The organism is Pseudomonas sp. KH_024_B2, from assembly GCF_057839965.1.
Window position 1 is genome coordinate 5,707,204 of the sequence record NZ_CM174502.1, and the last position, 26,874, is coordinate 5,734,077.

A 26,874-nucleotide genomic window follows, 5' to 3' on the forward strand; every position below is an offset into this window, starting at 1 on the left:
TTCTAATGTGGGAGCGAGCTTGCTCGCGATAGCGGACTGTCAGACAACATCTATGTTGAATGTGCCGCCCTCATCGCGAGCAAGCTCGCTCCCACAGGGGATCTTCAGTGCAACTGAAGATCTATTTGATCAGGCGCCAGGTGAAAGGATAGCGATATGGCACCCCTTCATTGGCCTTGATGCCGCCGATGATCGCCAGCACCAAGGCACCGATCGCCACCAACGCGAACAGGAAGAACCCGATGATCACCACCATCAACAGGAAGCAGATGGCCGATGCGATGGCGACAGTGATCTGAAAATTCAGCGCTTCCTTGCCCTGCGCATCGATGAAAGGGTCCATTTCACGCTTCATCTGCCAGAGAATCAGCGGCCCGATCAAGGTACCGAAAGGAATCCAGATCCCCAGCAAGGCGGACAAGTGACAAAACATCGCCCATTGGCGAACCTCCTGGCTCGGCGCAGGCAGTGGAAGCCGTTCGTCACTCATGATGCTCTCCTTGCTGGAAGTCGGGGCAATCAGTCGGCCAGAGCGGCTTTTTGCAGTTCGAAAATCTCGTTCATGCCTTTCTTCGCCAAAGCCAGCATAGCGTTCAGCTCTTCAGGCTGGAACGGCACGCCTTCGGCAGTGCCCTGCACTTCAATGAAACCGCCAGTGCTGGTCATCACCACATTCAGATCAGTCTCGGCAGCCGAGTCTTCCGGGTAGTCCAGATCGAGCACTGGCTCGCCTTGATACATACCCACCGAAACGGCAGCGATCATTTGCTTGATCGGATCACCACCTTTCAGGCCGCCACGCTTCTTGATCACTTTCAAGGCATCGACCAGTGCAACCATGGCGCCGGTGATCGACGCGGTGCGAGTGCCGCCATCGGCCTGGATCACATCGCAGTCGACGAACAAGGTGATATCGCCCAGTTTGGACATGTCCAGCGCTGCGCGCAGGGAACGGCCGATCAAACGCTGGATCTCGAGCGTGCGGCCACCTTGTTTGCCACGGCTCGCCTCACGCTGGTTACGCTCGCCGGTGGCGCGCGGCAGCATGCCGTATTCAGCAGTCAACCAACCCTGGCCCTGACCTTTAAGGAAGCGCGGTACGCCGTTTTCGACGCTGACCGTACAAATCACCTTGGTATCACCGAACTCGACCAGTACAGATCCCTCGGCGTGTTTGGTGTAGTTGCGGGTGATGCGGATCGAGCGGAGCTGATCGGCGGCGCGACCACTTGGACGTTTCATAGGGGAACACCTGTACAGGGACGGAAATCTGCCGAGCATTATAGAGCCCGCAGCGTCGACTGGGCACTTCTAAAAAACCTGTGCGGCGACCAAAGGCTCTGAACAAGGGCCCGGCGCTGATCGGCGACGGCCTGCAGCCCTTTGTCACATGCTCGGTTTGGGCGCATTCGCTGCACTGCGTTACAATCCTGCGCCTTTGCAGCCTGTCGGCTTTAATTTATCCATCAGGCCTGCTGGAACCCATTGCGGTTTGAAGCAGGCCCGAATCGCGAGGTACCTCCATGGTGCACAGCATGACCGCCTTCGCCCGCGTCGAAAAAGCCGGCACCCAAGGCACCCTGAGCTGGGAGTTGCGCTCGGTCAACAGCCGCTACCTGGAACCCCACCTGCGTCTGCCAGAGTCTTTTCGCGACCTCGAAGGCGCCGTGCGCGAAGCGCTGCGCCAGGGTTTGTCCCGCGGAAAACTCGAATGCACCCTGCGCTTCACCGAAGAAACCACCGGCAAGCCTTTGCAGGTTGATCGTGAGCGCGCCGCACAGCTTGTCGCTGCGGCGGAGACCGTGGCCAGCCTGATCAAACAACCGGCCGCATTGAATCCGCTGGAAGTCCTGGCCTGGCCGGGCGTACTGGTAGCCGATGCAAGCGACCCGCAAGCGCTGAACGCTGAAGCCCTGACCCTGTTCAACCAGGGCCTGAAAGAGCTCAAGAGCGGCCGTGAGCGCGAAGGCGCGGAGCTGGCCCGCCTGATCAACGAACGTCTGAGTTCTATCGAAGAAGATGTGGTGACCTTGCGCGAGCTGGTCCCGCAAATGCTCGCCACCCAGCGCCAGAAAGTCCTCGACCGCTTCGCCGACATGAAGGCCGAGCTGGACCCGCAACGCCTGGAACAGGAAATGGTCATGCTCGCGCAAAAAAGCGACGTGGCCGAAGAACTGGACCGGCTGAGCACCCACATCATCGAAGTTCGCCGCGTCCTCAAGTCCGGCGGCGCCGCCGGTCGGCGCCTGGACTTCCTGATGCAAGAGCTCAACCGCGAAGCCAATACACTGGGCTCCAAAGCCTTCGACCCGCGCAGCACGCAAGCTGCGGTCAACCTCAAAGTGTTGATCGAGCAGATGCGCGAACAAGTGCAGAATATTGAGTAAGGCTACCCCGACATGACCCATAGCACCGGCACTCTCTACATCATTTCCGCCCCTTCAGGCGCGGGCAAGACCAGCCTGGTCAAGGCCCTGATCGACGCGCAGCCGCAAATCCGCGTATCGGTTTCGCACACCACCCGCGCCATGCGTCCAGGCGAAGTCGATGGGGTGAACTACAACTTCGTCGACCGCGCCGAGTTCGTGCGGATGATCGAACATGGGGATTTCCTCGAGCGAGCCGAAGTGTTCGGCAACCTCTACGGCACCTCGCAGAGCCATTTGCAGCAGACCCTGGATGAAGGCCATGACCTGATTCTGGAAATCGACTGGCAAGGTGCCGAGCAAGTGCGCAAGTTGATGCCCCAGGCTCGTTCGATCTTCATTCTGCCGCCGTCCCAGCAGGCCTTGCGTCAACGCCTGACCAATCGCGGCCAGGACAGCGACGAGATCATCGAAGGCCGGATGCGCGAAGCGGTCAGTGAGATGAGCCATTACGTCGATTACGACTACCTGATCATCAACGATGACTTTGCCGTCGCACTGGACGATCTGAAAGCGATTTTCCGGGCCAATCAGCTCCACCAAAAGCGTCAGCAACAGCGTTTCGGTAAATTACTCGCTGAATTGCTGGGCTAAAGAGCACTTCCCAAAACCGCTGCAAGGGCTTTACATTGGCACTTGCAGCGCGTTGAAGAGCGGGGCGGAAAATCAGCGCTTCCCTAAACGCTGGTGATTTTTTAAACTGTTGAGTCCGCTCGCCCATCCGGGCAGCGCGCATATTGCATTTGCTACGAGGAATACCATGGCCCGCGTAACCGTTGAAGACTGCCTAGATCACGTGGCTAACCGCTTTGAGCTGGTCATGCTCTCTACCAAGCGTGCTCGCCAACTGGCAACCGGCGGCAAAGAGCCGAAGCTGGCCTGGGAAAACGACAAACCTACAGTCATGGCGCTGCGTGAAATCGCAGCAGGCTTGATGAGCTATGAAGTCATCGCTGAAGCAGAGATCGTTGAAGACGAACCGCTGTTCGCGGCGTTCGAGGACGAGTCCAACGAGGCCGTCTAAGCCTATGCCTGGTCGACGTAGCACGGCGCAGGGTCAAAGCCATCGGCAGGAGTCATCATGCCGAGCATAGACGCCCTCGCCGATCGCTTATCGACCTACCTCGGCACGGACCAGGTCAACCTGGTCCGCCGAGCGTACTTTTACGCCGAACAAGCCCACGACGGCCAGCGCCGCCGCAGCGGTGAAGCCTACGTCACGCACCCTTTAGCGGTCGCGAATATTCTTGCCGACATGCATATGGACCATCAGAGCCTGATGGCGGCCATGCTGCATGACGTGATCGAAGACACCGGTATTGCCAAGGAAGCGCTCTCGGCGCAGTTCGGTGAAACCGTGGCTGAACTGGTCGATGGGGTCAGCAAACTGACCCAGATGAACTTCGAGACCAAAGCCGAAGCCCAGGCCGAAAACTTCCAGAAAATGGCCATGGCCATGGCCCGCGACATTCGCGTGATCCTGGTCAAGCTGGCCGACCGCCTGCACAACATGCGGACCCTGGAAGTGCTGTCCGGCGAAAAACGCCGACGGATCGCCAAGGAAACCCTGGAAATCTATGCGCCCATCGCCAATCGCCTGGGCATGCACAGCATCCGCATAGAGTTCGAAGACCTCGGCTTCAAGGCCATGCACCCGATGCGTTCCGCGCGAATCTACCAGGCCGTCAAGCGCGCCCGGGGCAACCGCAAGGAAATCGTCAACAAGATCGAAGAGTCCCTCAGCCACTGCCTGGCCATTGACGGCATTCAGGGCGAGGTCAGCGGTCGACAGAAACACATCTACGGCATCTACAAGAAGATGCGCGGCAAGCGTCGGGCCTTCAACGAGATCATGGACGTCTACGCGTTCCGCATCATCGTCGACAAGGTCGATACCTGCTATCGAGTGCTCGGCGCTGTACATAATTTGTACAAACCGCTGCCGGGGCGCTTCAAGGATTACATCGCGATCCCCAAGGCCAACGGCTATCAGTCGTTGCATACCACGCTGTTCGGCATGCACGGCGTACCGATCGAAATCCAGATCCGCACCCGTGAAATGGAAGAGATGGCCAATAACGGCATCGCCGCCCACTGGCTGTACAAATCCACCGACGACGAGCAACCCAAAGGCACTCATGCCCGCGCCCGTCAGTGGGTCAAGGGCGTGCTGGAAATGCAGCAACGCGCTGGCAACTCCCTCGAATTCATCGAAAGCGTGAAAATCGACCTGTTCCCGGACGAGGTCTATGTCTTCACGCCCAAAGGCCGGATCATGGAGCTGCCCAAAGGCTCCACGGCGGTCGACTTCGCTTATGCGGTGCACACCGACGTCGGCAACAGTTGCATCGCCTGCCGGATCAACCGTCGCCTGGCGCCACTGTCCGAACCCCTGCAAAGCGGCTCGACCGTGGAAATCGTCAGCGCCCCGGGCGCGCGACCTAACCCGGCCTGGCTCAACTTCGTGGTTACCGGCAAGGCCCGCACGCATATTCGTCACGCCTTGAAGCTGCAACGCCGCTCCGAGTCCATCAGCCTCGGCGAGCGCCTGCTGAACAAGGTGCTCAACGGCTTCGACAGTTCGCTGGAAAAAGTTCCGGCCGAGCGCATCCAGTTGATGCTCCACGAGTACCGCCTCGAGGTCATCGAAGACCTGCTTGAAGACATCGGCCTGGGCAATCGCATGGCCTATGTCGTCGCCCGCCGCCTGCTCGGCGAAGGCGAACAGTTGCCAAGCGCGGAAGGCCCGCTGGCGATTCGCGGCACCGAAGGCCTGGTCCTCAGTTACGCCAAATGTTGCACACCGATCCCTGGCGACCCGATTGTCGGCCACCTGTCCGCTGGCAAAGGGATGGTGGTGCACCTGGACAACTGCCGCAACATCAGCGAAATCCGCCATAACCCGGAAAAATGCATCCAGCTCTCCTGGGCCAAGGATGTCACCGGCGAATTCAACGTCGAGCTGCGCGTCGAGCTGGAACACCAGCGCGGCCTGATCGCGCTGCTGGCCAGCAGCGTCAACGCTGCCGACGGCAATATCGAAAAAATCAGCATGGACGAGCGCGATGGTCGCATCAGCGTGGTCCAACTGGTGGTCAGCGTGCACGACCGCGTGCACCTGGCCCGCGTGATCAAGAAACTGCGTGCCCTGACCGGGGTCACCCGCATCACTCGCATGCGTGCATAGCTCGCCCAAATAGCCCAGCCCATTACAAGGAGTCATAAATGACCAAGACTGTTATCACCAGCGACAAGGCACCTGCCGCCATCGGTACTTATTCCCAGGCGATCAAAGCTGGCAACACTGTCTATATGTCCGGTCAAATCCCTCTGGACCCAAAAACCATGGAACTGGTCGAAGGCTTCGAAGCCCAGACCATTCAGGTTTTCGAGAACCTCAAGGCCGTGGCTGAAGCCGCCGGTGGTTCGTTCAAGGACATCGTCAAACTGAACATCTTCCTCACCGACCTGAGCCACTTCGCCAAGGTCAACGAGATCATGGGCAAATATTTCGACCAGCCTTACCCTGCCCGCGCCGCCATCGGTGTCGCTGCACTGCCAAAAGGCTCGCAGGTCGAGATGGACGCCATTCTCGTCATCGAGTAACGGGTAACACGTCCTGGCGCAGCCGCCGCGCTGCGCCAATTCCGTTTTGAAAGGATTCCCTCATGCGCAAAGCGCTTGCTCTCTCTTTGCTTGCCCTTTTTCTCGGCGGCTGTGCCAGCGACCCTGCCGACCGCGACATCAGCGGCACCTGGATCAACCAGGCGGCAATCGATGCTGCTGCCGAAGGCGGCCCCTTGCGTGAAGCCCTCCAGGCCTACGGTCCAAACCTGGAATGGGATATCAATACCAGAGCCGGCCAGGCGCGATACACCAACGGCTTCGAAAATGTCGATGGCAAGCTGCTGGGTGAAGAGTCCGGCACCTGGAAGATCGACTTCTATGGCAGCTCTGGCAGCAAGTTGAGCCGTGACGGCAAACAACTGCTGCAAGTGGCAACCGACTCCGAACCGGAACAGGTTTTCGATCGGACACAAGACACGGTTCCCGAAGGCGCACCGATTGGCGCCAGCTTCGAGCGCGCCCTGTACGCCGCTTACATGGGCGGTAGCTGGAAAGTCGTCAGCGGTCCGGGCGAAGGCAATACCGTTCAGTTCCAGGCCGATGGCCGGATTGAAGGCCTGCCAGGCAACGACCGCTATGCCCTTTGTCTTGCAGGTGATTGCGCCTCCATGAGCGGCGGCAACGACAACATCTGGCTACAGCAGGGCGGCCAAGGCAATACCTGGATTTTCGCGCGCAAGGGCAAACAGCTGGAGATATTCCAGACGATTAACACCGCTCAGGCGGACGAGATGCCTTCGTTCACCCCGGGTAATCGTCAGTGGCTGCTGGAAAAGCAGTAATGCCAACACCAATCTAATGTGGGAGCGAGCTTGCTCGCGATGAGGCCATAACATTCACCATCTATGTTGGCTGTTACACCGCCATCGTCGGAACGCCGCCCGGAGCAAGCTCGCTCCCACATTTGAATCGTGTTGACTGACCGTCAGCACCGCCCCTCAAGAATCGCCGCATACCCTTCACGAAAGTCCGGATAACGTGGCACCCAGCCCAACGCCCGCGCCCGGGCATTGCTGCAACGCTTGCTGCCGTTGCGCCGAACACTGGCATCGACCGCCCATTCAGTGACACCCAGGTACTCGCGCAACCAGTCGACCACTTCCGCCAGCGGCGCGGGCGCATCGTCGACACCGATATAGCAGTCGTGCAGCGCTTCACCCCGATGATCCGCCTGTAACAGGAAGGCCAGCAGTCCCGCTGCGTCGTCGACATGAATCCGGTTGCCATACAGCGGCGGATCGATAGCCACACGGTAGCCCCGGCGCACCTGAGTCAACAGCCACTCACGACCCGGACCATAGATGCCCGTCAAACGCACCAGACTGGCCGGTATGCCGCTGCGCAACGCCACTTGCTCGGCTTCCAGCATCAAACGTCCGGAGTAACCGCCCGCCTCGGTCGGCGAATTTTCGTCGATCCATTCGCCCGTCTGCTGACCATAAACGCTGCTGCTGGAGACAAACAGCAGGCGCTTGGGTTGCTGACCATGCTGCTTCAGCCAGCCCAGCACATGCTGTAGGCCTTCGACATAGGCGGCGCGATAGCCGGCCTCGTCGTGTTCGGTGGCGGCGGCGCAATACACCAGGTAATCGATTTTTTCAGTCGGCCAGTCGGCCGGGGATTGCTCGCCGAACAGATCACCTGCCACCCCCGTGACACCAGCCGGCAAGTGCGAAATATTCCGCCGCAGCCCATAAACCAACCAATCCTCGGCCAGTAGCTGAGTGGCCAGACGGCAGCCAACATCACCACAGCCAGCGATCAAAACAGCAGGGGTAGACATCACAAAACTCCTTTCAGAAAGGCTTGGCTTAACGCCGGCATTGGACGACCGGCCAGCAATCGAAGAAAAAAAGATACTCTATTACTTTTGTTAACAAGAATTAATTGCAATAATGCCCGCCACTTTGTTCTCGGCCCACGAGGCCTGGAAGGACATTTACCCTTTTTTCCTCTTAGGTCCGGCCAGCATGACAAGCAATCAACTCCCCGCTTTGCCAACCACGCTTCCTAGCCCAACGCGCGCCTGGCGCATGGTAGCAGCGCTGGTGTTCAGCCTGTTGCTGGCACCGACCGCCGCATTCGCCGAAGAGTCTGCGCATGGCACCGCTGATCATACCGCTCCGGTGACGACCCCGGTTGCCACCGACCCGGCCAAGGCTGAAGGCGCAATCCTCGAAGACCAACCTGAAGTACTCGAAGCGGACAACTCGCTGGGCATGGCCCACGACCTGTCGCCTTGGGGCATGTACCAGAACGCCGACATCATCGTGAAAATCGTGATGATCGGCCTGGCTATCGCCTCGATCATCACCTGGACCATCTGGATCGCCAAGGGCTTTGAGCTGCTCGGCGCCAAGCGTCGTCTGCGCGGTGAAATCGCCAATCTGAAAAAAGCCATCACCCTCAAAGAAGCCAGCGCAAGCGCCAGCCAGCCAGGCACCCTCGCCAACCTGCTGGTCCACGACGCCCTGGAAGAAATGCGCCTGTCGGCCAACAGCCGTGAAAAAGAAGGCATCAAGGAGCGCGTCGCCTTCCGCCTCGAACGCCTGGTTGCAGCCTGCGGCCGCAACATGAGCAGCGGTACCGGCGTGCTGGCAACCATCGGTTCCACCGCGCCCTTCGTCGGCCTGTTCGGTACCGTGTGGGGCATCATGAACAGCTTTATCGGCATTGCCAAAACCCAGACCACCAACCTCGCTGTCGTTGCTCCCGGCATTGCCGAAGCCTTGCTGGCGACGGCTCTGGGTCTGGTCGCAGCGATCCCTGCGGTGGTGATCTATAACGTCTTCGCCCGCTCCATCGCCGGTTACAAGGCGCAGGTTTCCGATGCCTCGGCAGAAGTCCTGCTGCTGGTCAGCCGCGACCTCGACCACCTGCCGCCCGAGCGCAGCTCGCAACCGCACATGGTGAAAGTGGGGTAATCGGCCATGGGCCTGCATTTGAAAGAAGGCGCTGACGACGATCTCGCCGAGAACCACGAAATCAACGTCACGCCGTTTATCGACGTGATGCTGGTGCTGCTGATCATCTTCATGGTGGCAGCACCGCTGGCGACTGTGGATATTAAAGTCGACCTGCCTGCCTCGAGCGCCAAACCGGCGCCGCGGCCGGAGAAGCCGGTGTTCCTCAGCGTCAAGGCTGATCAGCGGCTGTTCCTCGGCGAAGACGAAGTGAAGACTGAAAGCCTTGGCGCCACTCTGGACGCCAAGACTCAAGGCAAAAAGGACACGACGATCTTCTTCCAGGCCGATAAAGGCGTGGACTACGGCGACCTGATGAGTGTGATGGACGCCCTGCGGGCAGCCGGATACCTGAAAGTCGGCCTGGTCGGACTTGAGACGGCAGCCAAAAAATGATCACGACGCGCCAAAAGCTGACGCGTTACAGCGGTAGCCTGGCAGTGGTGCTGGGCGCCCACGCGGTCGCGATTCTCCTCGCGCTCAATTGGTCGTCGTCACCGCCGGTCGAACTGCCACCGCTGGCGATGATGGTCGAGTTGGCGCCGGTTCCGGCCCCCCCTCCACCCGCACCGCCGAAAGTCGTGACGCCGCCGCAACCACCGGCACCGGTGGAAGAGCTGCCGTTGCCAAAACTCGCGGAGGCGCCAAAACCGACGATCTCCGTGCCCAAGCCAGTCAAACCCAAGCCAAAGCCTCAACCGCCCAAGCCTGTGGAGAAAAAGCCGGAGCCGCCGAAGGAAAAACCTTCCGAGGAAAAACCTGGCGACACGCCGCCAACCCAGGCACCGACAGAGAAATCCGCGCAACCTGCTCCCGGTCCGTCGCCCGCGCAGCAGGCGGCCAAGGCCAGTTGGCAAGGTACCCTGCTCGCTCACCTGGCCAAGTACAAGAAGTACCCGGCCGGTGCGCAAGCCCGGGGCAAGGAAGGCATGAACCGCTTGCGTTTCGTGGTCGATGGTGAAGGCAACGTGCTGTCCTTCGAACTGGTCGGACGCTCCGGCAATGCCGATCTGGACCGAGCCACCCTGGAAATGATCCGTCGTGCCCAGCCATTGCCCAAGCCACCGGCCGACATGCTGAACAACGGCTCCATCGAAATCGTCGCGCCGTTCGTTTACAACATCGAAAAACGTCGCAGCTGAAGTCGGATACAAACCCCTGTGGCGAGGGAGCTTGCTCCCGCTGGGTCGCGCAGCGACCCCAAAACCGGCAACCGTGGCCCATCAGGAGTACCGCGGGCGCTGGTTTTACGACTGCTACGCAGCCGAGCGGGAGCAAGCTCTCATCAAACAAAATATAACCCGTTGTTTTTGAATTGGTTTTTTAATCATTCATGACCAACCTCATCCCCAACTTAACGGCCTTGCGCTGCAAGGCCCTGAGCTGGCGATCACGACTTCTGGCTTCATACGCGTCCATGCCTTGCTCCACATACGGCTGTCCTTGGGTCAGCATGGCGTAGATCAGCCGGGCCAGTTGATGCGCGGTGGCCTTGATCGCGCATGAGGTGTCCATGCGCGCCAGCCGGGCGCGATGGCTGGCGCCGATAAAACTCTGGTCGTTGCGCGCGCTGGACGCCGCCTGCTTCAGGGCTTGCGCCGTTCGATTAAGCACCTTCGGTGCACTGCCGGGCAGTGCTCGGCCGCCGGATATCCGGGTGGCGGGCGCCAGCCCCAGCCAGGAACAGAAATGCTGCTGGGTTGGAAAGCGCGACAGATCGGGTCCGATTTCGCTCGACAGGACCAAGGCGGTTTCCACGCCAATGGTGGGAATCGCGGTCAAATCGACGGCCATTATTTTTCCGAGCGCCCGGTGCAGCTGGGCCTGTTCGGCTGAAGATCGATGCGGACTGCGCAGTGCCTTGACCGGTTGCAGAGGCTCATCGTTCAACACGGGGAGCCGATCAAGGGCCTGAGCGATGGCCTGATCGCATTCGGCAATTTGCCGCTCGAGAAAATCATGGGCCGCCACTTCCTGAGCCAGCGCATGCAGATGCTCGACCCGCCAGTTACCGTGCAAACTCCGGGCAATGGTTTCGTGATCGACCTTGATCCGACCGTCTCGATAGCTGGCCAGAACCTGCGGATCGCGCTCGCCGCCGATGATGGCCTTGAGGATTTTCATGCCGGTCAGACCGGCAATATTGCTGATGACATTGGCCAATTGGAGGTTCATCTGGGTCAGGGCTTTTTGCATGCGATTGATGGTCTTGGCCTGATCGCGAACCTTCAGGGCACGCTGGCGGACCAACGAGCGCATCGAGCAAATGTCGTCGGCCGGCCGAAAAGCGCCCCTGAGCAAGCCGTGGGTCATCAGTTGCCAGATCCATTGGCAATCCAGCACGTCGGATTTGCGGCCGGATATCTGGCGAGTCGCCCGGGAGTTGACCAGATACACCTCGAAACCTCTCGAATCGAGAAGTTCGAATAGCGGTATCCAGTAAACACCGGTGGCCTCCATGGCCACGACATTGATGTTCAATGACTCCAGCCACTCAGCCAACCTGAGCAAATCATCGGTAAAGCTCGAGAAGCCGCGAACCGGTGTGTCGCTTTGCTCAGGATTGACGCCGACCCAGTGCTCCCGACTGCCAACATCGATGCCCGCACACTGCGGGTGAATCACTTCAAATCGTTTCTGCTGGTTCTTGCGCGCCATGACAATTCCTCGCAGGATTGAGGGGCGCGCGGGGAACACGGTGGCGAACGGATTCACTCTCTCATACGTGGTCACAGCTTGCTGTGCCGACAACGACTCCACGCCGATACCGTGCGGACCACTCTCCCTCGCGGGTGCGAACACACCAGTGATTGGCTACGGGTCTCTGTCCCCGCGCGCACTTCAATTTTAGGTCGGACACTTGTTTGCTGCGCGACAGCGCAGCGTCGAAGACGCGGCGGCCACTCCCTCGCCACAAGAGCCTTTTGCGTATCCAGCAACGGCAAACATGCATTGCCCAGTGTCGCTCTCCTCACTCAGTCTGATAACGTGCGTCTATCGATTGCAGCCGGTATGCTTGGTCGCAACCTCATGGACGCCCGCTATGACTCTCACAGAATTACGCTACATCGTTACCCTCGCCCAAGAGCAGCACTTCGGTCACGCGGCCGAGCGTTGCCATGTCAGCCAGCCGACGCTTTCGGTAGGCGTGAAGAAGCTTGAAGACGAACTCGGTGTACTGATTTTCGAGCGCAGCAAAAGCGCGGTGCGCCTGACGCCGGTCGGCGAAGGCATCGTCGCCCAGGCCCAGAAGGTTCTCGAACAGGCCCAGGGCATCCGTGAACTGGCCCAAGCCGGCAAGAACCAGCTGACCGCCCCGCTGAAAGTCGGCGCGATCTACACCGTCGGTCCTTACCTGTTCCCGCATCTGATCCCACAACTGCACCGGGTCGCCCCGCAGATGCCGTTGTACATCGAAGAAAACTTCACCCACGTCCTGCGCGACAAACTGCGCAATGGCGAGCTGGACGCGATCATCATCGCCCTGCCATTCAACGAAGCCGACGTGCTGACTCTGCAGCTCTACGACGAGCCGTTCTACGTGCTGATGCCCAGCTCGCATCCGTGGACCCAGAAGAAGACCATCGACGCCAGCCTGCTCAACGACAAGAGCCTGCTGCTGCTCGGCGAAGGTCACTGCTTCCGCGATCAGGTACTCGAGGCCTGCCCGACCCTGAAGGGCAGCGAAGGCGCCAAGCACACCACGGTCGAATCCAGCTCCCTGGAAACCATTCGGCACATGGTCGCTTCCGGCCTGGGCATCTCGATCCTGCCGCTCTCGGCGGTGGACAGCCATCACTACGCCCCCGGCGTGATCGAGGTACGCCCGCTGGCGCCACCCGTGCCGTTCCGCACCGTGGCGATCGCCTGGCGCGCCAGCTTCCCGCGGCCAAAAGCGATTGAAATCCTCGCGGACTCGATCCGCCTGTGCTCGGTGGCCAAGCCGCCAGCGGCGAGCTAAGTAAGCGCAATGACTGAGCTGTCGAAAGTGCCGGTCACGGCGCTCAAGGGCGTCGGTGAAGCCATGGCCGAGAAACTCGCCAAGGTCGGCCTGGAGAACCTCCAGGACGTCCTGTTTCACCTGCCTATGCGCTATCAGGATCGCACCCGCGTGGTGCCGATCGGCCAACTGCGGCCGGGTCAGGATGCGGTGATCGAAGGTACCGTCAGCGGCGCCGACGTGGTCATGGGCAAGCGTCGCAGCTTGCTGGTGCGCCTGCAGGATGGCACCGGCGGGCTCAGTCTGCGCTTCTACCATTTCAGTAACGCGCAAAAAGAAGGCCTCAAACGCGGCACCCGAGTGCGCTGTTATGGCGAGGCCCGGCCCGGCGCTTTGGGGCTGGAAATCTATCACCCGGAATACCGCGCCATAAACGGCGACAAACCGCCGCCGGTGGATCAAACCCTGACGCCGATCTACCCGCTCACCGAGGGCTTGACCCAGCAGCGCCTGCGCCAGCTGTGCCAACAAAGCCTGGCCCTGCTCGGCCCGAGCAGCCTGCCTGACTGGCTGCCGGAAGAACTCGCGCGGGACTATCAGCTGGCCCCGCTGGCCGACGCGATTCGCTACCTGCACCACCCACCGGCGGACGCCGATGTCGACGAGCTCGCATTGGGTCATCACTGGGCGCAGCACCGACTGGCGTTCGAAGAGCTGCTGACCCATCAACTGTCCCAGCAGCGCCTGCGCGAAAGTCTGCGCTCCCAACTTGCGCCCGCCTTGCCGAACGCCAAAATGCTGCCAGCGAAATACCTGGCCAATCTGGGCTTCCCGCCGACCGGCGCGCAGCAACGGGTCGGCAAGGAAATCGCCTACGACCTCAGCCAGCCCGAGCCGATGCTACGACTGATTCAGGGTGATGTCGGCGCCGGTAAAACCGTGGTCGCCGCCCTCGCCGCCTTGCAGGCGCTGGAGGCTGGCTATCAGGTCGCATTGATGGCGCCGACCGAGATTCTCGCCGAGCAACACTTCATCAACTTCACCCGCTGGCTCGAGCCGCTGGGTATCGAAACCGCCTGGCTGGCTGGCAAGCTCAAAGGCAAAAACCGTGTAGCGGCGCTGGAACAGATCGCCAATGGCAGCCCGATGGTGGTCGGTACCCATGCGCTGTTCCAGGATGAAGTGCAGTTCAAAAATCTGGCACTGGTGATCATCGATGAGCAGCACCGCTTCGGCGTGCAGCAACGTCTGGCCCTGCGTCAGAAAGGCGTGGGCGGTCGGATGTGTCCGCATCAGCTGATCATGACGGCTACGCCGATTCCGCGCACGTTGGCCATGAGTGCCTACGCCGACCTCGACACCTCGATCCTCGACGAACTGCCACCCGGCCGGACTCCGGTGAACACCGTGCTGATCACCGATACCCGGCGTATCGAAGTCATCGAACGCGTGCGCGGCGCTTGTGCTGAAGGTCGTCAGGCCTATTGGGTGTGCACGCTGATTGAAGAATCCGAAGAACTCACCTGCCAGGCTGCCGAAACCACCTACGAAGACCTGACCAGCGCCCTCGGCGAGCTGCGGGTCGGGCTGATTCACGGGCGAATGAAGCCCGCCGAGAAGGCCGCGGTCATGGCCGAGTTCAAGGCCGGTGCCCTGCAACTGCTGGTGGCGACCACGGTGATCGAAGTCGGCGTCGATGTCCCCAACGCCAGCCTGATGATCATCGAAAACCCTGAGCGCCTGGGTCTTGCGCAGCTGCACCAATTGCGCGGCCGGGTTGGCCGGGGCAGCGCCGCCAGCCACTGCGTACTGCTCTACCATCCGCCATTGTCACAAATCGGCCGTCAGCGCCTGGGTATCATGCGCGAGACCAACGATGGCTTCATCATCGCCGAAAAGGACCTGGAACTGCGCGGTCCCGGCGAAATGCTCGGCACCCGGCAAACCGGCCTGCTGCAATTCAAGGTCGCCGACCTGATGCGCGATGCCGATCTGCTGCCCGCCGTGCGCGACGCCGCCCAGGCCTTGCTCGAACGCTGGCCGCAACACGTGAGCCCGCTCCTGGAGCGCTGGCTGCGTCATGGACAGCAATATGGCCAAGTGTGAGCACTGCCTCAGTTAATGGGCGATCACGCTAAACAAGCTGGTTATACTGGTTGAATTGTAAAAAGACGGATACAGACCATGACCGAAGTTGCCCTCGCTCCTGCAGCCCCGCACGCCCCGTCTGTTATCCGGCTGCTGCTCGGCAAGCTGGCCATCAGCTATAACGAAGTGCTCGACCATCCCGGCCTTCCCGCCGCGCGCAAGGTTCAGGCCGTTCTGCTGGAGGACGCAGTCGGCGCACTCATGGTGCTGTTTCCACAGAGCCAGTTGCTGGACCTCAACCGCCTCGCCGAGTTGACCGGCCGACGCCTGACCGCGGTGCCACTGGATCGCCTGGAGCGCATGCTCGGCAAACACAACCTGAGCCTGCTGCCCGGTCTGCCAGCCCTCACCACTTCACCCTGCCTCTATGAAGAAAGCCTGCTGCGCGAGCCGAATCTGCTGATCAATTCGGGCGAGCCGGGTGTGCTGCTGGAAATCTCCAGCGAAGCCTTCAAAAGCATGCTGACCAAGGCCAGCGCCGCGAACTTCGGCGAAGCCCTGCACACCATCCGCCCGAACCTCGACCGCCCCGACGATGACCGCGAGGAAATCACCCAGGCGGTGCAGGCCTTCACCGCCCGAAGGATTCAGCAACGGCTGGAAGAGACCATCGAGATTCCACCGCTGGCCGAGACTGCGCAGAAGATCATCAAACTGCGGGTCGACCCCAACGCCACCATCGACGACATCACCGGCGTCGTGGAAACCGATCCGGCTCTGGCCGCGCAAGTAGTGAGCTGGGCGGCGTCGCCGTACTACGCTTCGCCGGGCAAGATTCGTTCAGTGGAAGACGCGATCGTTCGCGTGCTCGGTTTCGATCTGGTGATCAACCTGGCGCTGGGCCTGGCCCTCGGCAAAACCCTGAGCCTGCCCAAGGATCATCCGCAACACACCACGCCCTACTGGCAGCAGTCGATCTACACCGCCGCGGTCATCGAAGGCCTGACCCGCGCCATGCCCCGCGCCCAGCGCCCGGAAGCCGGCCTGACCTACCTCGCAGGTTTGCTGCACAACTTTGGCTATCTGCTGCTGGCCCACGTCTTCCCGCCGCACTTCTCGCTGATCTGCCGTCATCTGGAGGTCAACCCGCACCTGTGCCACAGCTATGTCGAGCAGCACCTGCTGGGCATCAGCCGCGAACAGATCGGTTCCTGGCTGATGCGCTACTGGGACATGCCGGAAGAACTGTCCACCGCCCTGCGTTTCCAGCACGACCCAGGCTACGACGGCGACTACGCCGAGTACCCGAACCTGGTGTGCCTGGCCGTACGCCTGCTGCGCAGCCGCGGCATCGGCTCCGGGCCCGACGCAGAAATTCCCGACACCTTGCTCGAACGCCTGGGCCTGACCCGCGACAAAGCCGAAGACGCCGTCAGCAAAGTCCTCGAAGCCGAAGTCCTGCTGCGCGAGCTGGCTTCGCAGTTCAGCCAGCCTTAAAACATTCGCGGGCAAGCCCGCTCCCACAGGGTTATGCATCGGCCCTTGTGGGAGCGGGCTTGCCCGCGAAGAAGTCGATACGGTCTGACAGACCAGACTCAAACCTTGGCCTTCCTCGGCTTCAAATACTTGGTCAACCCCTGGAACCAGATCACCAGCGCCGGATTGCCCTTGATCTGGATCGATTTGTCCTGAATCCCCGTCATGAACGCCAGTTGCTTGTTCTTTGCCTGCATCGTGGCAAAGCCGTACGCGGCGTCTTTAAAGGCAATGGCGAACGCAGGCGCAGGATGAACACCCGAGCGACTGGTAATCCGCTGATCTTTGACGAAGAAGTGACGGGCAACTTTGCCGTCGAGGGTCTGCAACTGGAACACCAGCTCCTTGTCACCCAACTGCTGCTGAAACGCCGGGTTGTTGCGACTGGCTTTGCCCATCAACAGGCCCAGCATCCAGAGAAGAAAACGAAATTTCATGCACACGGCCTCAGTGGAGTTATTGGATGGCCGTGGGAGTTTAACGATTTAACGGTAGAACGCCACCGATCCCCTTCGTTAGAAGGAGATCGGCCGGCTTTTAGCGGTTATAGCAACAAATCATTACAAACCGTCCATGGAGTTCGTCTTCAAGAGGCTTTCACGACGATGGCGGTAATGTTGTCGGGGGCGCCCCGGGTCAGGCCCAGATGCACCAGACTGCGCACCACTTCATAAGGGTCGGGGTGGCCAAGCACATCGTGAATTTCATGATCTTCGGCGGTCTTGTTCAGGCCATCGCTGCACAGCAGGAAACTGTCGCCGGGCAGAACATGCAGATCAACCATCGACAATCGCAGCTGACTGTCGACACCGATGGCGCGGGTGACGATGTTCGACATCGGGTGTACCCGCGCTTGCGCCTCGCTGATCAGGCCACTGTCTTGCAGGTCCTGGACATAGCTGTGATCCCGGGAGATGCCTTCGAGCACCCCGTCACGCAAGCGGTACAAGCGACTGTCACCGGCCCACAGGCAAAACGCCTGCTCACCCCGAGCCACCAACACCACCACGGTGCTGCCCATCATCGACACACCACGGTTGGCGGTTTCTTCGCGCACGGCGGCATTGACGTCGATCAGTCCGGTACGCAAGGCCTCCACATACTGGTCCAGAGAGGGCGCGGGTGGGATTCGCCGCAAGCTATCGACAATCAGGTTGCTGACGAAGTCGCCAGCCACATGCCCGCCCATGCCATCAGCGACCACCCACAAACCGGCTTCAGGTAGTTCCAGAACGGCGTCTTCGTTGACTTTCCGAACCATGCCGACATGGCTGTAGCTGGCGGACTTAAAGGACATTTCAGTAACTGAACGCATTTTGACAACCCTCCTGCCCAAGCACAGCAAACCGGCCGCCCGCCTGCTGTCCCAAGGGGCGAAAGCACCGCAGCTCATAAGAAATGTTCGCGCCATCGACCCGCAGGCGCAAGTTGAAACGATCCAGTGAATTACCCGACACCGGATCGGATTGCTCCAGCAGGCGCTGATGCGGGTTATCTCTTCATTCAGTTCACTTGAGACTGCGCTTTGCAGGCTGCTTCCAGCCCTTTCTGAAAAAAAGCAGCAACTATGGCGACAAAACTGTCTGGCGCAGGGCTTGCTGGAGCATCGACCACAAAAGGTTATAAAGTCAGACCGCATCGATATAAGTAGTTATAAAAAAACTCGCTATGCTGCCGGCCGGACTTTTGTGTGGTCACGCTTGATTTGCAGGTCTTGCTAATGGATTTCGGTAATTTGGGTTTTGTCGTTGCAGGCTTGGTTGTCGGCTTCATTGTCGGCATGACTGGCATAGGGGGTGGTTCTTTAATGACGCCCATCCTTTTATGGTTTGGCATTAATCCCGCAACTGCAGTTGGGACGGACTTGCTTTACGCAGCAATCACCAAATCTGGCGGCGTGTTAGTTCATAAAAAGAACGACAACATTGACTGGAAAATTACCGGCTGGCTGACCCTTGGCAGTGTCCCGGCGGTATTGCTTACGCTGTGGTTTTTGAAAAGTTTGCATACTGACACCCAAGCGATGAATTCGGTTATCAAACAGGCCTTGGGCTTCGTTCTGTTGCTGACCGCACTGGCCATTTTCTTCAAGAAACGACTGCTGGCATTTGCCCATAAGCATGCGGGCGACCACTATCACCTCAGTGACTCGAACCTGAACATACTGACGGTCGTCACTGGCGTGATACTCGGCACAATGGTGGCACTCACCTCCATCGGTGCCGGTGCCTTGGGCACTGTGGCGCTGTTTATCTTGTACCCTTTTCTTGCCACCAAGCGCTTGGTGGGGACAGAAATTGCCCACGCAGTGCCCCTGACGCTGGTCGCCGGTTTGGGCCATGCGAGCATGGGCAATATGGATTGGAATTTATTAGGCTACTTGCTGATTGGATCACTGCCAGGGATTTACATTGGCAGTCATTTATCCGGCCGTGTTTCTGACGAAATACTGCGCCCTTGCCTGGCCGTTATGCTGATTTTCATTGGTTCCAAGTTGGCGTTTTGATCCAGCTGTAATACTCACCCCAAGCCCCCCGCGCCCTCATCTGCCGCTTTGAGCGGCAGTATCCCTGACACTCATCGAGTCTTTAGCGAGTCGGGCGAGTCGAATCGGTCCTACAGTCAATTGGCTTTCGGGCATCTGACACGACTCTCCCTACCCTAAAACAAGAGATTCGACTCATGAAATTCGAACCCCTTGCCAAATCGCTCATTGCGACGGCACTCGCCATTGGTTTCACCTGCGCACAGGCGGCTTCGCAAGCCCCGGTCGCGGCCGAAAACGGCATGGTGGTCACGGCCCAACATCTGGCCACCCGCATCGGTGTCGACGTGCTCAAGGACGGCGGCAACGCAGTCGATGCCGCAGTGGCAGTCGGCTATGCGCTGGCGGTGGTCTACCCGGCTGCAGGCAACATTGGCGGCGGCGGTTTCATGACGATCCAGTTGGCCGATGGCCGCAAGACCTTCCTCGACTTCCGCGAGAAGGCGCCCCTGGCGGCCACCCCGAACATGTACCTCGACAAGGATGGCAATGTCGTCCCGGACCTGAGCACCAAGGGCCACCTGGCCGTCGGCATCCCGGGGACCGTGTCCGGCATGGAGCTGGCGCTGAGCAAATACGGCACGATGAAGCGTGGCCATGTCATCGCACCGGCCATCAAGTTCGCCGAGGACGGCTTCGTGCTCGACCAGGGCGACGTCGATTTGCTGCATACCGCAACCGACCAGTTCAAGAAAGATATCAACGACTCGGGCTCGATCTTTCTGCGCAACGGCGAGCCGCTCCAGGTCGGCCAGAAGCTGGTGCAAAAGGACCTGGCCAAGACCCTGCGGGAAATTGCCAGCAAAGGTGCCGACGGTTTCTACAAGGGTTGGGTTGCCGAGGCCATTGTCGCCTCGAGCCAGGCCGGCAAGGGTCTTATCACTCAGGCCGACCTCGACAAGTATCAGACCCGCGAGCTCGCGCCAATCGAGTGCGACTACCGCGGCTACCATGTTATCTCTGCACCGCCACCGAGCTCGGGCGGGGTCATTATTTGCGAGATCCTGAACATCCTCGAAGGCTATCCGATGCCGAGCCTGGGCTTTCGCTCGGCTCAGGGGCTGCACTATCAGATCGAGGCCATGCGCCACGCCTATGTCGACCGCAACAGCTATCTAGGTGACCCCGACTTCGTCAAAAACCCGCTGACGCAGCTGCTGGACAAGGAGTATGCAACGAAGCTGCGCGCCGCTATCGACCCGCAAAAAGCCGGTATTTCCCGCGATATCAAACCTGGAGTAGCGCCTCACGAGGGCAGCAACACCACGCACTACTCGATCGTCGACAAATGGGGCAACGCGGTCTCGGTGACCTACACCCTCAACGACTGGTTCGGCGCGGGGGTCATGGCCAGCAAGACCGGCATCATCCTCAATGACGAAATGGACGACTTCACCTCCAAGATCGGCGTGCCCAACATGTATGGCCTTGTTCAAGGAGAAGCGAACGCCATCGCGCCGGGCAAAGCCCCACTGTCCTCAATGAGCCCGACCATCGTCACCAAGGACGGTAAAACCGTCATGGTCGTCGGTACGCCAGGTGGCAGCCGGATCATCACGGCGACCTTGCTGACCATGCTCAACGTGATCGACTACGGAATGAACATTCAGGAAGCGGTCGACGCGCCGCGATTCCATCAGCAGTGGCTGCCGGAAGAAACCAATCTCGAAGCGTTTGCCATCAGTCCTGATACCCAGAAGATCCTCGAAAGCTGGGGACAAAAATTCACCGGCCCGCAAGACCCCAACCATGTCGCAGCGATTCTGGTCGGAGCGCCTTCGCTCGGCGGAAAACCGGTCGGCAACAACCGCTTCTATGGCGCGAACGATCCACGCCGTGGCTCGGGGCTTTCGCTGGGCTATTGAGTGATGTGCGGCCCTGATCAGGGGCTTTGCTGAGCAGTGCAGAAGAAAGAGACAGATTCATTCTGCGAAAATGAATCTGTCCTTTCTTGTCGGCGCTTTTTCGAACGCAGACTATTGCTTGCCGACCGCTGCTGCCAGTAGCGGACCTAACTGCTCATCGGTCAGCGCTGGGTGAACATCCATACTCATAAGGTCGCTCCAGTCGAGCACCCATTTCTGTATCAGCGCGGCATCACTGGCCTCTGCGACGCCAAAGCCGGTCATGCCGCCTACGGCATGCCAGCGTCCCAGCATCTTCACGCCTTCTGGTGGAGCTCCACCTGTTTTAAGAAAACGCTCAATCGCACTATTACGACGTTCGGAACTGATGGACCAACTGACGATGAATAGCATCTGCCACCTCCTGATAAGGATTGGCACCTGTTCTTCTATTCGCGCACCCGGCTGGCGCCGCGGCCATGGCCACGCGTCTGTCCCCGGCCCGCCTCCCGGCCGGCCTGAAACGACTACACCCATGGGAAGGAATAGCAGCGTCCCGAACTCGGCGTATGACCGCTGATCCTCTTTGCATCTAAAACAGATTCATAGATTGCGCGCCATGAGCCACTCCTCTTTCCCCCACGCTTGAAAGCGCTCTAGCACTTTCCAACGCAAACTCGTAGCTGAACTGCCGATGAAGCCAACCAGCCATTGTGTCGCAATGGCCCATGTGATTGTCGAGCCAGTCCAGGCAGAGCATGCAAAGTCCTTTTTTTAGAGAGTCAGTAGCCCATGAGAAAGGATTCATGGCACGTAATCAATTGTAGAGTTGCCGCTCTGCGTGGGAACGATCAGTATCAGGTAAAACCTGCGCCCACAAAAAATGGGCACCCAACCTTGTTGGCATGCCCATCTTAAATACCGTTCTCCCACTATTCGGGGAGTTCGTATCCGTTACGGATTGACGCTGTCTTTCAGCGATTTGCCCGGTTTGAAGGCAACGGTGTTGCTTGCCTTGATTTTCACAGGCTCGCCGGTTTGCGGGTTTTTGCCGGTGCGGGCGCCGCGGTGGCGTTGCAGGAAGGTGCCGAAACCCACCAGGGTGACGCTGTCTTTACGGTGCAGAGCGCCGGTGATTTCTTCAAGAACGGCGTTGAGAACGCGATTGGCCTGTTCTTTGGTGAGATCAGCTTTTTCAGCAATGGCGGCTGCGAGATCTGGTTTACGCATGAGTGAAGCCTCTTTGACGGTTTTTTGTTGTTATGTCCGTGCTGTTCTTCCGGAACAGCGCCCAAGGCGCCGCAGGCTCTACTCTGCGGCAGACGGGAATGAGGATGGCACGCCGACAGCACTGGCGCCAGTCTCCCCGCGACCTTTGTAGGGGCAAAAGTGTGCTGAATCCGACAGAACGACCAGCATTTACGCCAGCAGGGCTGGAAGTTCCCTGTTTAGAGCGAGTTTTTCCATCACGGCGCTGCCGGTGAGGGCATAACCCAGCAGTTTGCCGCTGGCGTCGCGGCACAGCGCTTTGATATCGGTGCCCTGGCCTTCGACCGTCCAGATACCCTCCAAACCCCGTGGCGGCGGCGAGACGACCAACGGGCAGACCGGCGTTTTCACGGTAATCGGCATGGGGCCATAGCTGACGACGGTCGGGTTGCCGGCCAGGGTCTGGGCCAGCGCGCGGGCGCAGCTCATCAGCGGCATGACGTACAGCAGGTTCAGGCCGTCGACTTCCGCGCAGTCGCCCAAGGCGTAGATATTGGCGTGGGAGGTCTTCAGATGACGATCGACCACCACGCCACGGTTGACGACCAAACCGGCTGCTGCCGCCAGATCGACGCGCGGGCGCAGGCCGATGGCTGAAACGACGACATCGCAGGGGATGATCTGACCATCGGAGAGGTGAGCTTCAAGCCCGTCCTCGGCGTGCTGCAAGCGGTTGAGCACCGGCCCGAGGTGGAAGCGCGCGCCCAGGCTTTCCAGCCCGGCCTGAACGGCGGCAGCGGCGGCCGGATGCAGCAAGGTCGGCATCACTTGCTCGCACGGCGCCACCAGTTGCACTTCATAGCCACCGAGGATCAGGTCGTTGGCGAATTCACAGCCGATCAGGCCGGCGCCGAGCAGCAGGACCCGGCGTTTGCCGGCGGCTGCTGCGCGAAAGCGTGCGTAATCCTCAAGATCATTGATCGGGAAGATCGCTTCCGGGGCATCGCCTTCAACCGGCACCCGCACGGTTTCTGCGCCCCAGGCCAGGATCAGGTCGCGATAAGCCACCGCTTCTTCGCCGATCCACAGGCGCTTGTGGCCCGGATCGATGCCGCTGATGCGGGTATGGGTGCGTATTTCGGCCTTGAGTTGCTCGGCCATGGCGCCGGGTTCAGCCATGCTCAGGCCGTCGGCGTCCTTGTTTTTGCCGAAGCCGGTGGAGAGCATCGGCTTGGAATAGGAGCGGCCGTCATCTGCGGTAATCAGCAGCAGCGGAGTTTCGCCATCGAGTTTGCGAAACTCCCGGGCCAGGTTGTAGCCAGCCAACCCGGTGCCGACGATCACGACAGGTGCGTTCATCCCTTTTTCCTTTTTATGTTCAGTTGATTCGAAAAGCGGCGATCAGCCGATTTCGATCATTTCGAAATCCATTTTGCCCACGCCGCAGTCCGGGCACAGCCAGTCTTGCGGCACGTCTTGCCACAGGGTGCCGGGCGCGATGCCTTCGTCTGGCCAGCCGTCAGCCTCGTTATAAATCAGGCCGCAGACCACACATTGCCACTTCTTCATTACGTGTTTCCTCAGATTTTCAGGCTATCGCTGGCGCGGACGGTCGATGGGTCGTTGGGGGTAACACTTGGGTTGCCGTCCGGCTCAGGAGGTTTTGTACTGATCGGGACCAATAGATGCAAGCTCGTTCGACGCGCGGGCCAGACCCGATCAGGCTAAATCGCTGATCAACATGGTAAGCTCGCCGCCTCATTTGCTGCCAATAATGACTCACTGTGCCGCACTCAACGCCCCCTATCCTTGTCCCCGTCTGGCTGCCCCACAGCCGGCTGACGCCCCTCCCCGACGCGCACACCCTCGACTGGTTGTTCGATGAACGTTCGCTGACTCGCCGCCTGACCCGGCTGTCCAATGACGGCTTCAGTGTCACGCCGCTGTTCGAAGGCTGGCAAACCTTGCGTGAAGACGAATGCGTCGCGCTGGAACTGCCCGCGAAGAGTGAGGGCTGGGTCCGCGAGGTGTATTTGCGCGGTCACGGCCAGGCTTGGGTCTTTGCCCGCAGCGTGGCGGCGCGCAGTGCCTTGCAGGATGGCGGGCTGAATATGGATGAACTGGGCAGTCGTTCACTGGGCGAGCTGTTGTTCTGCGATCAGGCGTTCCAGCGTCGCGCCATTGAGGTCTGCCGCTATCCCCTCGAATGGCTGCCTGCCGAATCCCGGGCTGCCGGGCTTTGGGGGCGTCGCTCGCGTTTTGACCGGGGCGCCTTGAGCGTGCTGGTCGCAGAAATATTCCTCCCGACCCTTTGGCTCGCCGCAAGCGCCCATCCGGAGAACTGCTGATGTACCTGAGCCTGCTCAAATCGCTGAATCGCCTGAACCCACGGGCCTGGGATTTCATTCAGCTGACCCGCATGGACAAGCCGATCGGCATTTACCTGCTGCTGTGGCCGACCTTATGGGCATTGTGGATTGCCGGCAAGGGCTCGCCGTCGCTGAGCAACATGGTGATTTTCGTTCTGGGTGTGGTGCTGACCCGTGCTGGCGGCTGCGTGATCAATGACTGGGCTGATCGCAAGGTCGACGGCCATGTGAAACGTACCGAACAGCGCCCGCTGGTCAGCGGCAAGATCGGCTCCAAAGAGGCGCTGGTGTTCTTTGCCGTGCTGATGAGCCTGAGCTTTTTGCTGGTGTTGTGCACCAATTCGACGACTATCTGGTTGTCATTCGGCGGGCTGGCGCTGGCGTCCTGCTACCCCTTCATGAAGCGCTACACCTATTACCCGCAAGTGGTGCTGGGCGCGGCATTTTCCTGGGGCATGCCGATGGCCTTCACGGCCGAGACCGGTGATCTGCCAGCCGCGGCGTGGCTCCTGTATATCGCCAACCTGCTGTGGACCGTGGGTTACGACACCTATTACGCCATGACCGACCGTGATGACGACCTGAAGATCGGCGTGAAATCCACGGCAATCCTGTTTGGCGATGCAGATCGGGTAATCATCCTCACCCTGCAAGGGCTGGCACTGGGTTGCTTGCTGCTGGCGGGCGCGCGTTTCGAGCTGGGTGGCTGGTTCCATCTCGGGCTTGTGGCGGCGGCGGCGTGTTTTGTCTGGGAGTTCTGGTACACCCGCGGGAAAGATCCGCAGCGCTGTTTCAAGGCGTTTTTGCACAACCATTGGGCGGGATTGGCGATTTTTGTGGGGATCGTGCTGGATTACGCGCTGCGCTGATCGTTCCAGGCACAAACCTCTGTGGGAGAGGGCTTGCCCGCGAAGCGAACACCGCGGTTTTTCAGGCATTGCGCGTCATCGTTCTTCGCGGGCAAGCCCGCTCCCACAGGTTCTGACCGGCATTGGGGCAAACCTCGCTCCTACGGGTAGCAGCGAGGCTTTGATCAACCAGGATCAATCGTATTTCGCGACTTTCCAGGCACCGTCCATTTTCCCTTCACCGGTCATGTCTCCAGCCTTCTTATCCATGATGAAGGTGTACAAAGGCTTGCCATCGTAGGCCCATTGCATCATGCCGTCGTCGCGCTTGATCACGGTCCACTCGCCCATGGACTTATCGGCACTGGTGGCCATCAGCGGCGGCCAGTTCTCGGCGCACTTGTCATTGCACATGGACTTGCCAGCCGTGTCTTTGGCAAAGGTGTACAAGGTCATGCCCTTTTGATCGACGAACATGCCATCTTTTTCCATTGCTGGGTCTGCGGCAAACGCCAACCCCGGCAGGGCCAGTACGGCAGTCACCAACAGGGCCTTCCAGGAAACAGTGCTGTGAGTCATGGAAACCTTCCTCTTGTGGTTGTCAGGATTCGGACTTAGAGCTTAGTTCAGGAACGCATCGATCGCCGTAGCGCTAAAATACTGTCACACGACTGCAATAATTCCGTTATCTAATGCGGCGCAAGACAGTTAAATGACAAGAGGATTAAGCATGGTTGGCAGGAGCATTCTGATTGTTGACGACGAAGCGCCCATTCGCGAGATGATCGCCGTTGCGTTGGAAATGGCCGGCTACGACTGCATGGAGGCGGAAAACTCCCAGCAGGCCCATGCCATCATTGTCGACCGCAAGCCCGACCTGATTCTGCTCGACTGGATGCTCCCTGGCACGTCGGGCATCGAATTGGCCCGGCGCCTCAAGCGCGATGAGCTGACCGGGGATATCCCGATCATCATGCTCACCGCCAAGGGCGAAGAGGACAACAAGATCCAGGGCCTGGAAGTCGGCGCCGATGACTACATCACCAAACCCTTTTCCCCCCGTGAGCTGGTCGCCCGCCTGAAGGCCGTACTGCGCCGCGCCGGTCCGACCGATGGCGAAGCGCCGATCGAAGTCGGCGGCCTGCTGCTCGACCCGATCAGCCACCGCGTGACCATCGACGGCACACCCGCCGAGATGGGCCCCACCGAATACCGCTTGCTGCAATTTTTCATGACTCACCAGGAACGCGCCTATACCCGCGGGCAGCTGCTGGATCAGGTCTGGGGTGGCAACGTGTATGTCGAAGAGCGCACCGTCGATGTGCATATCCGGCGTCTGCGCAAAGCCCTCGGCGAGGCTTATGAGAATCTGGTACAAACCGTACGCGGCACCGGCTATCGCTTTTCCACCAAAGGCTGAGCCGGCCTTTACCCGCCAGACAAGCTGACAAGGACGCGTGTTTAAGTGAACCAAAACTG

General features: G+C 59.8%; 28 protein-coding genes. 17 read left to right on the forward strand and 11 right to left on the reverse strand.

Features of this window, described 5'->3' with window-relative positions:
- Window positions 1–121: 121 nt before the first annotated feature.
- Window positions 122–490: a DUF4870 domain-containing protein gene (locus AC3I0A_RS26585; protein ID WP_489375468.1), complete on the reverse strand. Its 369-nt coding sequence runs from the start codon at window positions 488–490 to the stop codon at window positions 122–124.
- A gap of 29 nt (window positions 491–519) precedes the next feature.
- The gene (gene rph, locus AC3I0A_RS26590; protein WP_489375469.1) at window positions 520–1,242 is read right to left on the reverse strand and encodes a ribonuclease PH; all 723 of its coding nucleotides are present in this window, start codon (window positions 1,240–1,242) and stop codon (window positions 520–522) included.
- Window positions 1,243–1,523: 281 nt separating this feature from the next.
- Here rph and AC3I0A_RS26595 point away from each other — a divergent pair, with 281 nt between their 5' ends.
- From AC3I0A_RS26595 to AC3I0A_RS26620, 6 genes are all read left to right on the forward strand, one after another.
- Window positions 1,524–2,387 (forward strand): YicC/YloC family endoribonuclease, encoded by an 864-nt coding sequence (locus tag AC3I0A_RS26595; RefSeq protein WP_489375470.1) that lies wholly within the window; start codon window positions 1,524–1,526, stop codon window positions 2,385–2,387.
- Window positions 2,388–2,399: 12 nt separating this feature from the next.
- Window positions 2,400–3,020 carry a guanylate kinase gene (gene gmk / locus AC3I0A_RS26600; RefSeq protein WP_489375471.1) on the forward strand — a complete coding sequence of 207 codons (621 nt, stop codon included), beginning with the start codon at window positions 2,400–2,402 and terminating at the stop codon, window positions 3,018–3,020.
- A 166-nt stretch (window positions 3,021–3,186) separates the two neighbouring features.
- Entirely contained in the window at window positions 3,187–3,450 is a 264-nt protein-coding gene (gene rpoZ, locus AC3I0A_RS26605) for a DNA-directed RNA polymerase subunit omega (protein ID WP_150640823.1), read from the forward strand.
- Between the two features lie 57 nt (window positions 3,451–3,507).
- On the forward strand, window positions 3,508–5,613 hold the full coding sequence (spoT, locus tag AC3I0A_RS26610) for a bifunctional GTP diphosphokinase/guanosine-3',5'-bis pyrophosphate 3'-pyrophosphohydrolase (RefSeq protein ID WP_489375472.1): 2,106 nt from the start codon (window positions 3,508–3,510) through the stop codon (window positions 5,611–5,613).
- Between the two features lie 38 nt (window positions 5,614–5,651).
- Window positions 5,652–6,032: a RidA family protein gene (locus AC3I0A_RS26615; RefSeq protein WP_015097371.1), complete on the forward strand. Its 381-nt coding sequence runs from the start codon at window positions 5,652–5,654 to the stop codon at window positions 6,030–6,032.
- Between the two features lie 62 nt (window positions 6,033–6,094).
- Window positions 6,095–6,835, forward strand: coding sequence for a hypothetical protein (locus AC3I0A_RS26620; protein ID WP_489375473.1), 741 nt, complete (start codon window positions 6,095–6,097; stop codon window positions 6,833–6,835).
- Between the two features lie 143 nt (window positions 6,836–6,978).
- Here the strand turns inward: AC3I0A_RS26620 and AC3I0A_RS26625 are convergent, their stop codons facing one another.
- The gene (locus AC3I0A_RS26625; RefSeq protein WP_489375474.1) at window positions 6,979–7,836 is read right to left on the reverse strand and encodes an SDR family oxidoreductase; all 858 of its coding nucleotides are present in this window, start codon (window positions 7,834–7,836) and stop codon (window positions 6,979–6,981) included.
- Window positions 7,837–8,023: 187 nt separating this feature from the next.
- On the opposite strand from AC3I0A_RS26625, the gene exbB reads away from it, so the two are divergent.
- Genes exbB through AC3I0A_RS26640 form a run of 3 tightly spaced genes read left to right on the forward strand, consistent with a single transcriptional unit; the run spans window position 8,024 to window position 10,158 of the window.
- Window positions 8,024–8,977: a tonB-system energizer ExbB gene (gene exbB / locus AC3I0A_RS26630; protein WP_489375475.1), complete on the forward strand. Its 954-nt coding sequence runs from the start codon at window positions 8,024–8,026 to the stop codon at window positions 8,975–8,977.
- A gap of 6 nt (window positions 8,978–8,983) precedes the next feature.
- Window positions 8,984–9,412, forward strand: a complete 429-nt coding sequence (gene exbD / locus AC3I0A_RS26635) for a TonB system transport protein ExbD (RefSeq protein ID WP_489375476.1) — start codon at window positions 8,984–8,986, stop codon at window positions 9,410–9,412.
- Complete coding sequence (locus AC3I0A_RS26640) at window positions 9,409–10,158, forward strand: energy transducer TonB family protein (RefSeq protein WP_489375477.1); 750 nt, start codon at window positions 9,409–9,411, stop codon at window positions 10,156–10,158. The genes exbD and AC3I0A_RS26640 overlap by 4 nt, the downstream gene beginning before the upstream one ends.
- 181 nt (window positions 10,159–10,339) lie before the next feature.
- On the opposite strand, the gene AC3I0A_RS26645 is transcribed toward AC3I0A_RS26640, so the two are convergent.
- A complete protein-coding gene (locus AC3I0A_RS26645; protein ID WP_489375478.1) occupies window positions 10,340–11,674 on the reverse strand; it encodes an IS110 family RNA-guided transposase in 1,335 nt (444 codons plus the stop codon).
- Between the two features lie 385 nt (window positions 11,675–12,059).
- Here AC3I0A_RS26645 and AC3I0A_RS26650 point away from each other — a divergent pair, with 385 nt between their 5' ends.
- The 3 genes from AC3I0A_RS26650 to AC3I0A_RS26660 all read left to right on the forward strand — a co-directional run bounded on the left by AC3I0A_RS26650 (window position 12,060) and on the right by AC3I0A_RS26660 (window position 16,541).
- Window positions 12,060–12,977 carry a hydrogen peroxide-inducible genes activator gene (locus AC3I0A_RS26650; protein ID WP_489375479.1) on the forward strand — a complete coding sequence of 306 codons (918 nt, stop codon included), beginning with the start codon at window positions 12,060–12,062 and terminating at the stop codon, window positions 12,975–12,977.
- Between the two features lie 9 nt (window positions 12,978–12,986).
- Window positions 12,987–15,062 carry an ATP-dependent DNA helicase RecG gene (gene recG / locus AC3I0A_RS26655; protein ID WP_489375480.1) on the forward strand — a complete coding sequence of 692 codons (2,076 nt, stop codon included), beginning with the start codon at window positions 12,987–12,989 and terminating at the stop codon, window positions 15,060–15,062.
- Between the two features lie 78 nt (window positions 15,063–15,140).
- Window positions 15,141–16,541: an aminoacyl-tRNA deacylase and HDOD domain-containing protein gene (locus AC3I0A_RS26660; RefSeq protein ID WP_489375481.1), complete on the forward strand. Its 1,401-nt coding sequence runs from the start codon at window positions 15,141–15,143 to the stop codon at window positions 16,539–16,541.
- A gap of 98 nt (window positions 16,542–16,639) precedes the next feature.
- On the opposite strand, the gene AC3I0A_RS26665 is transcribed toward AC3I0A_RS26660, so the two are convergent.
- Both AC3I0A_RS26665 and AC3I0A_RS26670 read right to left on the reverse strand, forming a co-directional pair.
- The gene (locus AC3I0A_RS26665) at window positions 16,640–17,017 is read right to left on the reverse strand and encodes a helicase (RefSeq protein WP_489375482.1); all 378 of its coding nucleotides are present in this window, start codon (window positions 17,015–17,017) and stop codon (window positions 16,640–16,642) included.
- Between the two features lie 149 nt (window positions 17,018–17,166).
- Window positions 17,167–17,895 carry a PP2C family protein-serine/threonine phosphatase gene (locus AC3I0A_RS26670; protein ID WP_489375483.1) on the reverse strand — a complete coding sequence of 243 codons (729 nt, stop codon included), beginning with the start codon at window positions 17,893–17,895 and terminating at the stop codon, window positions 17,167–17,169.
- A gap of 405 nt (window positions 17,896–18,300) precedes the next feature.
- Between AC3I0A_RS26670 and AC3I0A_RS26675 the strand changes: the two genes are divergently transcribed.
- Both AC3I0A_RS26675 and ggt read left to right on the forward strand, forming a co-directional pair.
- Window positions 18,301–19,086, forward strand: coding sequence for a sulfite exporter TauE/SafE family protein (locus AC3I0A_RS26675; protein WP_489378608.1), 786 nt, complete (start codon window positions 18,301–18,303; stop codon window positions 19,084–19,086).
- A 176-nt stretch (window positions 19,087–19,262) separates the two neighbouring features.
- Entirely contained in the window at window positions 19,263–20,990 is a 1,728-nt protein-coding gene (gene ggt, locus AC3I0A_RS26680; protein WP_489375484.1) for a gamma-glutamyltransferase, read from the forward strand.
- 111 nt (window positions 20,991–21,101) lie between these two features.
- On the opposite strand, the gene AC3I0A_RS26685 is transcribed toward ggt, so the two are convergent.
- The 4 genes from AC3I0A_RS26685 to AC3I0A_RS26700 form a co-directional block, all read right to left on the reverse strand.
- Entirely contained in the window at window positions 21,102–21,383 is a 282-nt protein-coding gene (locus AC3I0A_RS26685) for a DUF3303 domain-containing protein (protein ID WP_489375485.1), read from the reverse strand.
- Between the two features lie 540 nt (window positions 21,384–21,923).
- Window positions 21,924–22,199 carry an HU family DNA-binding protein gene (locus AC3I0A_RS26690; protein ID WP_003195589.1) on the reverse strand — a complete coding sequence of 92 codons (276 nt, stop codon included), beginning with the start codon at window positions 22,197–22,199 and terminating at the stop codon, window positions 21,924–21,926.
- A 189-nt stretch (window positions 22,200–22,388) separates the two neighbouring features.
- Window positions 22,389–23,537 (reverse strand): NAD(P)/FAD-dependent oxidoreductase, encoded by a 1,149-nt coding sequence (locus AC3I0A_RS26695; RefSeq protein WP_489375486.1) that lies wholly within the window; start codon window positions 23,535–23,537, stop codon window positions 22,389–22,391.
- A gap of 42 nt (window positions 23,538–23,579) precedes the next feature.
- Window positions 23,580–23,747 (reverse strand): rubredoxin, encoded by a 168-nt coding sequence (locus AC3I0A_RS26700; RefSeq protein ID WP_489375487.1) that lies wholly within the window; start codon window positions 23,745–23,747, stop codon window positions 23,580–23,582.
- Between the two features lie 215 nt (window positions 23,748–23,962).
- Here AC3I0A_RS26700 and AC3I0A_RS26705 point away from each other — a divergent pair, with 215 nt between their 5' ends.
- Together AC3I0A_RS26705 and ubiA are read left to right on the forward strand one after the other, a co-directional pair.
- On the forward strand, window positions 23,963–24,526 hold the full coding sequence (locus AC3I0A_RS26705) for a chorismate--pyruvate lyase family protein (protein ID WP_489375488.1): 564 nt from the start codon (window positions 23,963–23,965) through the stop codon (window positions 24,524–24,526).
- Window positions 24,526–25,416, forward strand: coding sequence for a 4-hydroxybenzoate octaprenyltransferase (gene ubiA / locus AC3I0A_RS26710; RefSeq protein WP_489375489.1), 891 nt, complete (start codon window positions 24,526–24,528; stop codon window positions 25,414–25,416). Before AC3I0A_RS26705 ends, ubiA begins: the two co-directional genes overlap by 1 nt.
- A gap of 174 nt (window positions 25,417–25,590) precedes the next feature.
- On the opposite strand, the gene AC3I0A_RS26715 is transcribed toward ubiA, so the two are convergent.
- On the reverse strand, window positions 25,591–25,974 hold the full coding sequence (locus AC3I0A_RS26715) for a COG4315 family predicted lipoprotein (protein ID WP_489375490.1): 384 nt from the start codon (window positions 25,972–25,974) through the stop codon (window positions 25,591–25,593).
- 151 nt (window positions 25,975–26,125) lie between these two features.
- Here AC3I0A_RS26715 and phoB point away from each other — a divergent pair, with 151 nt between their 5' ends.
- Window positions 26,126–26,815, forward strand: coding sequence for a phosphate regulon transcriptional regulator PhoB (gene phoB / locus AC3I0A_RS26720; protein WP_489375491.1), 690 nt, complete (start codon window positions 26,126–26,128; stop codon window positions 26,813–26,815).
- The last annotated feature ends 59 nt before the right edge of the window (window positions 26,816–26,874 follow it).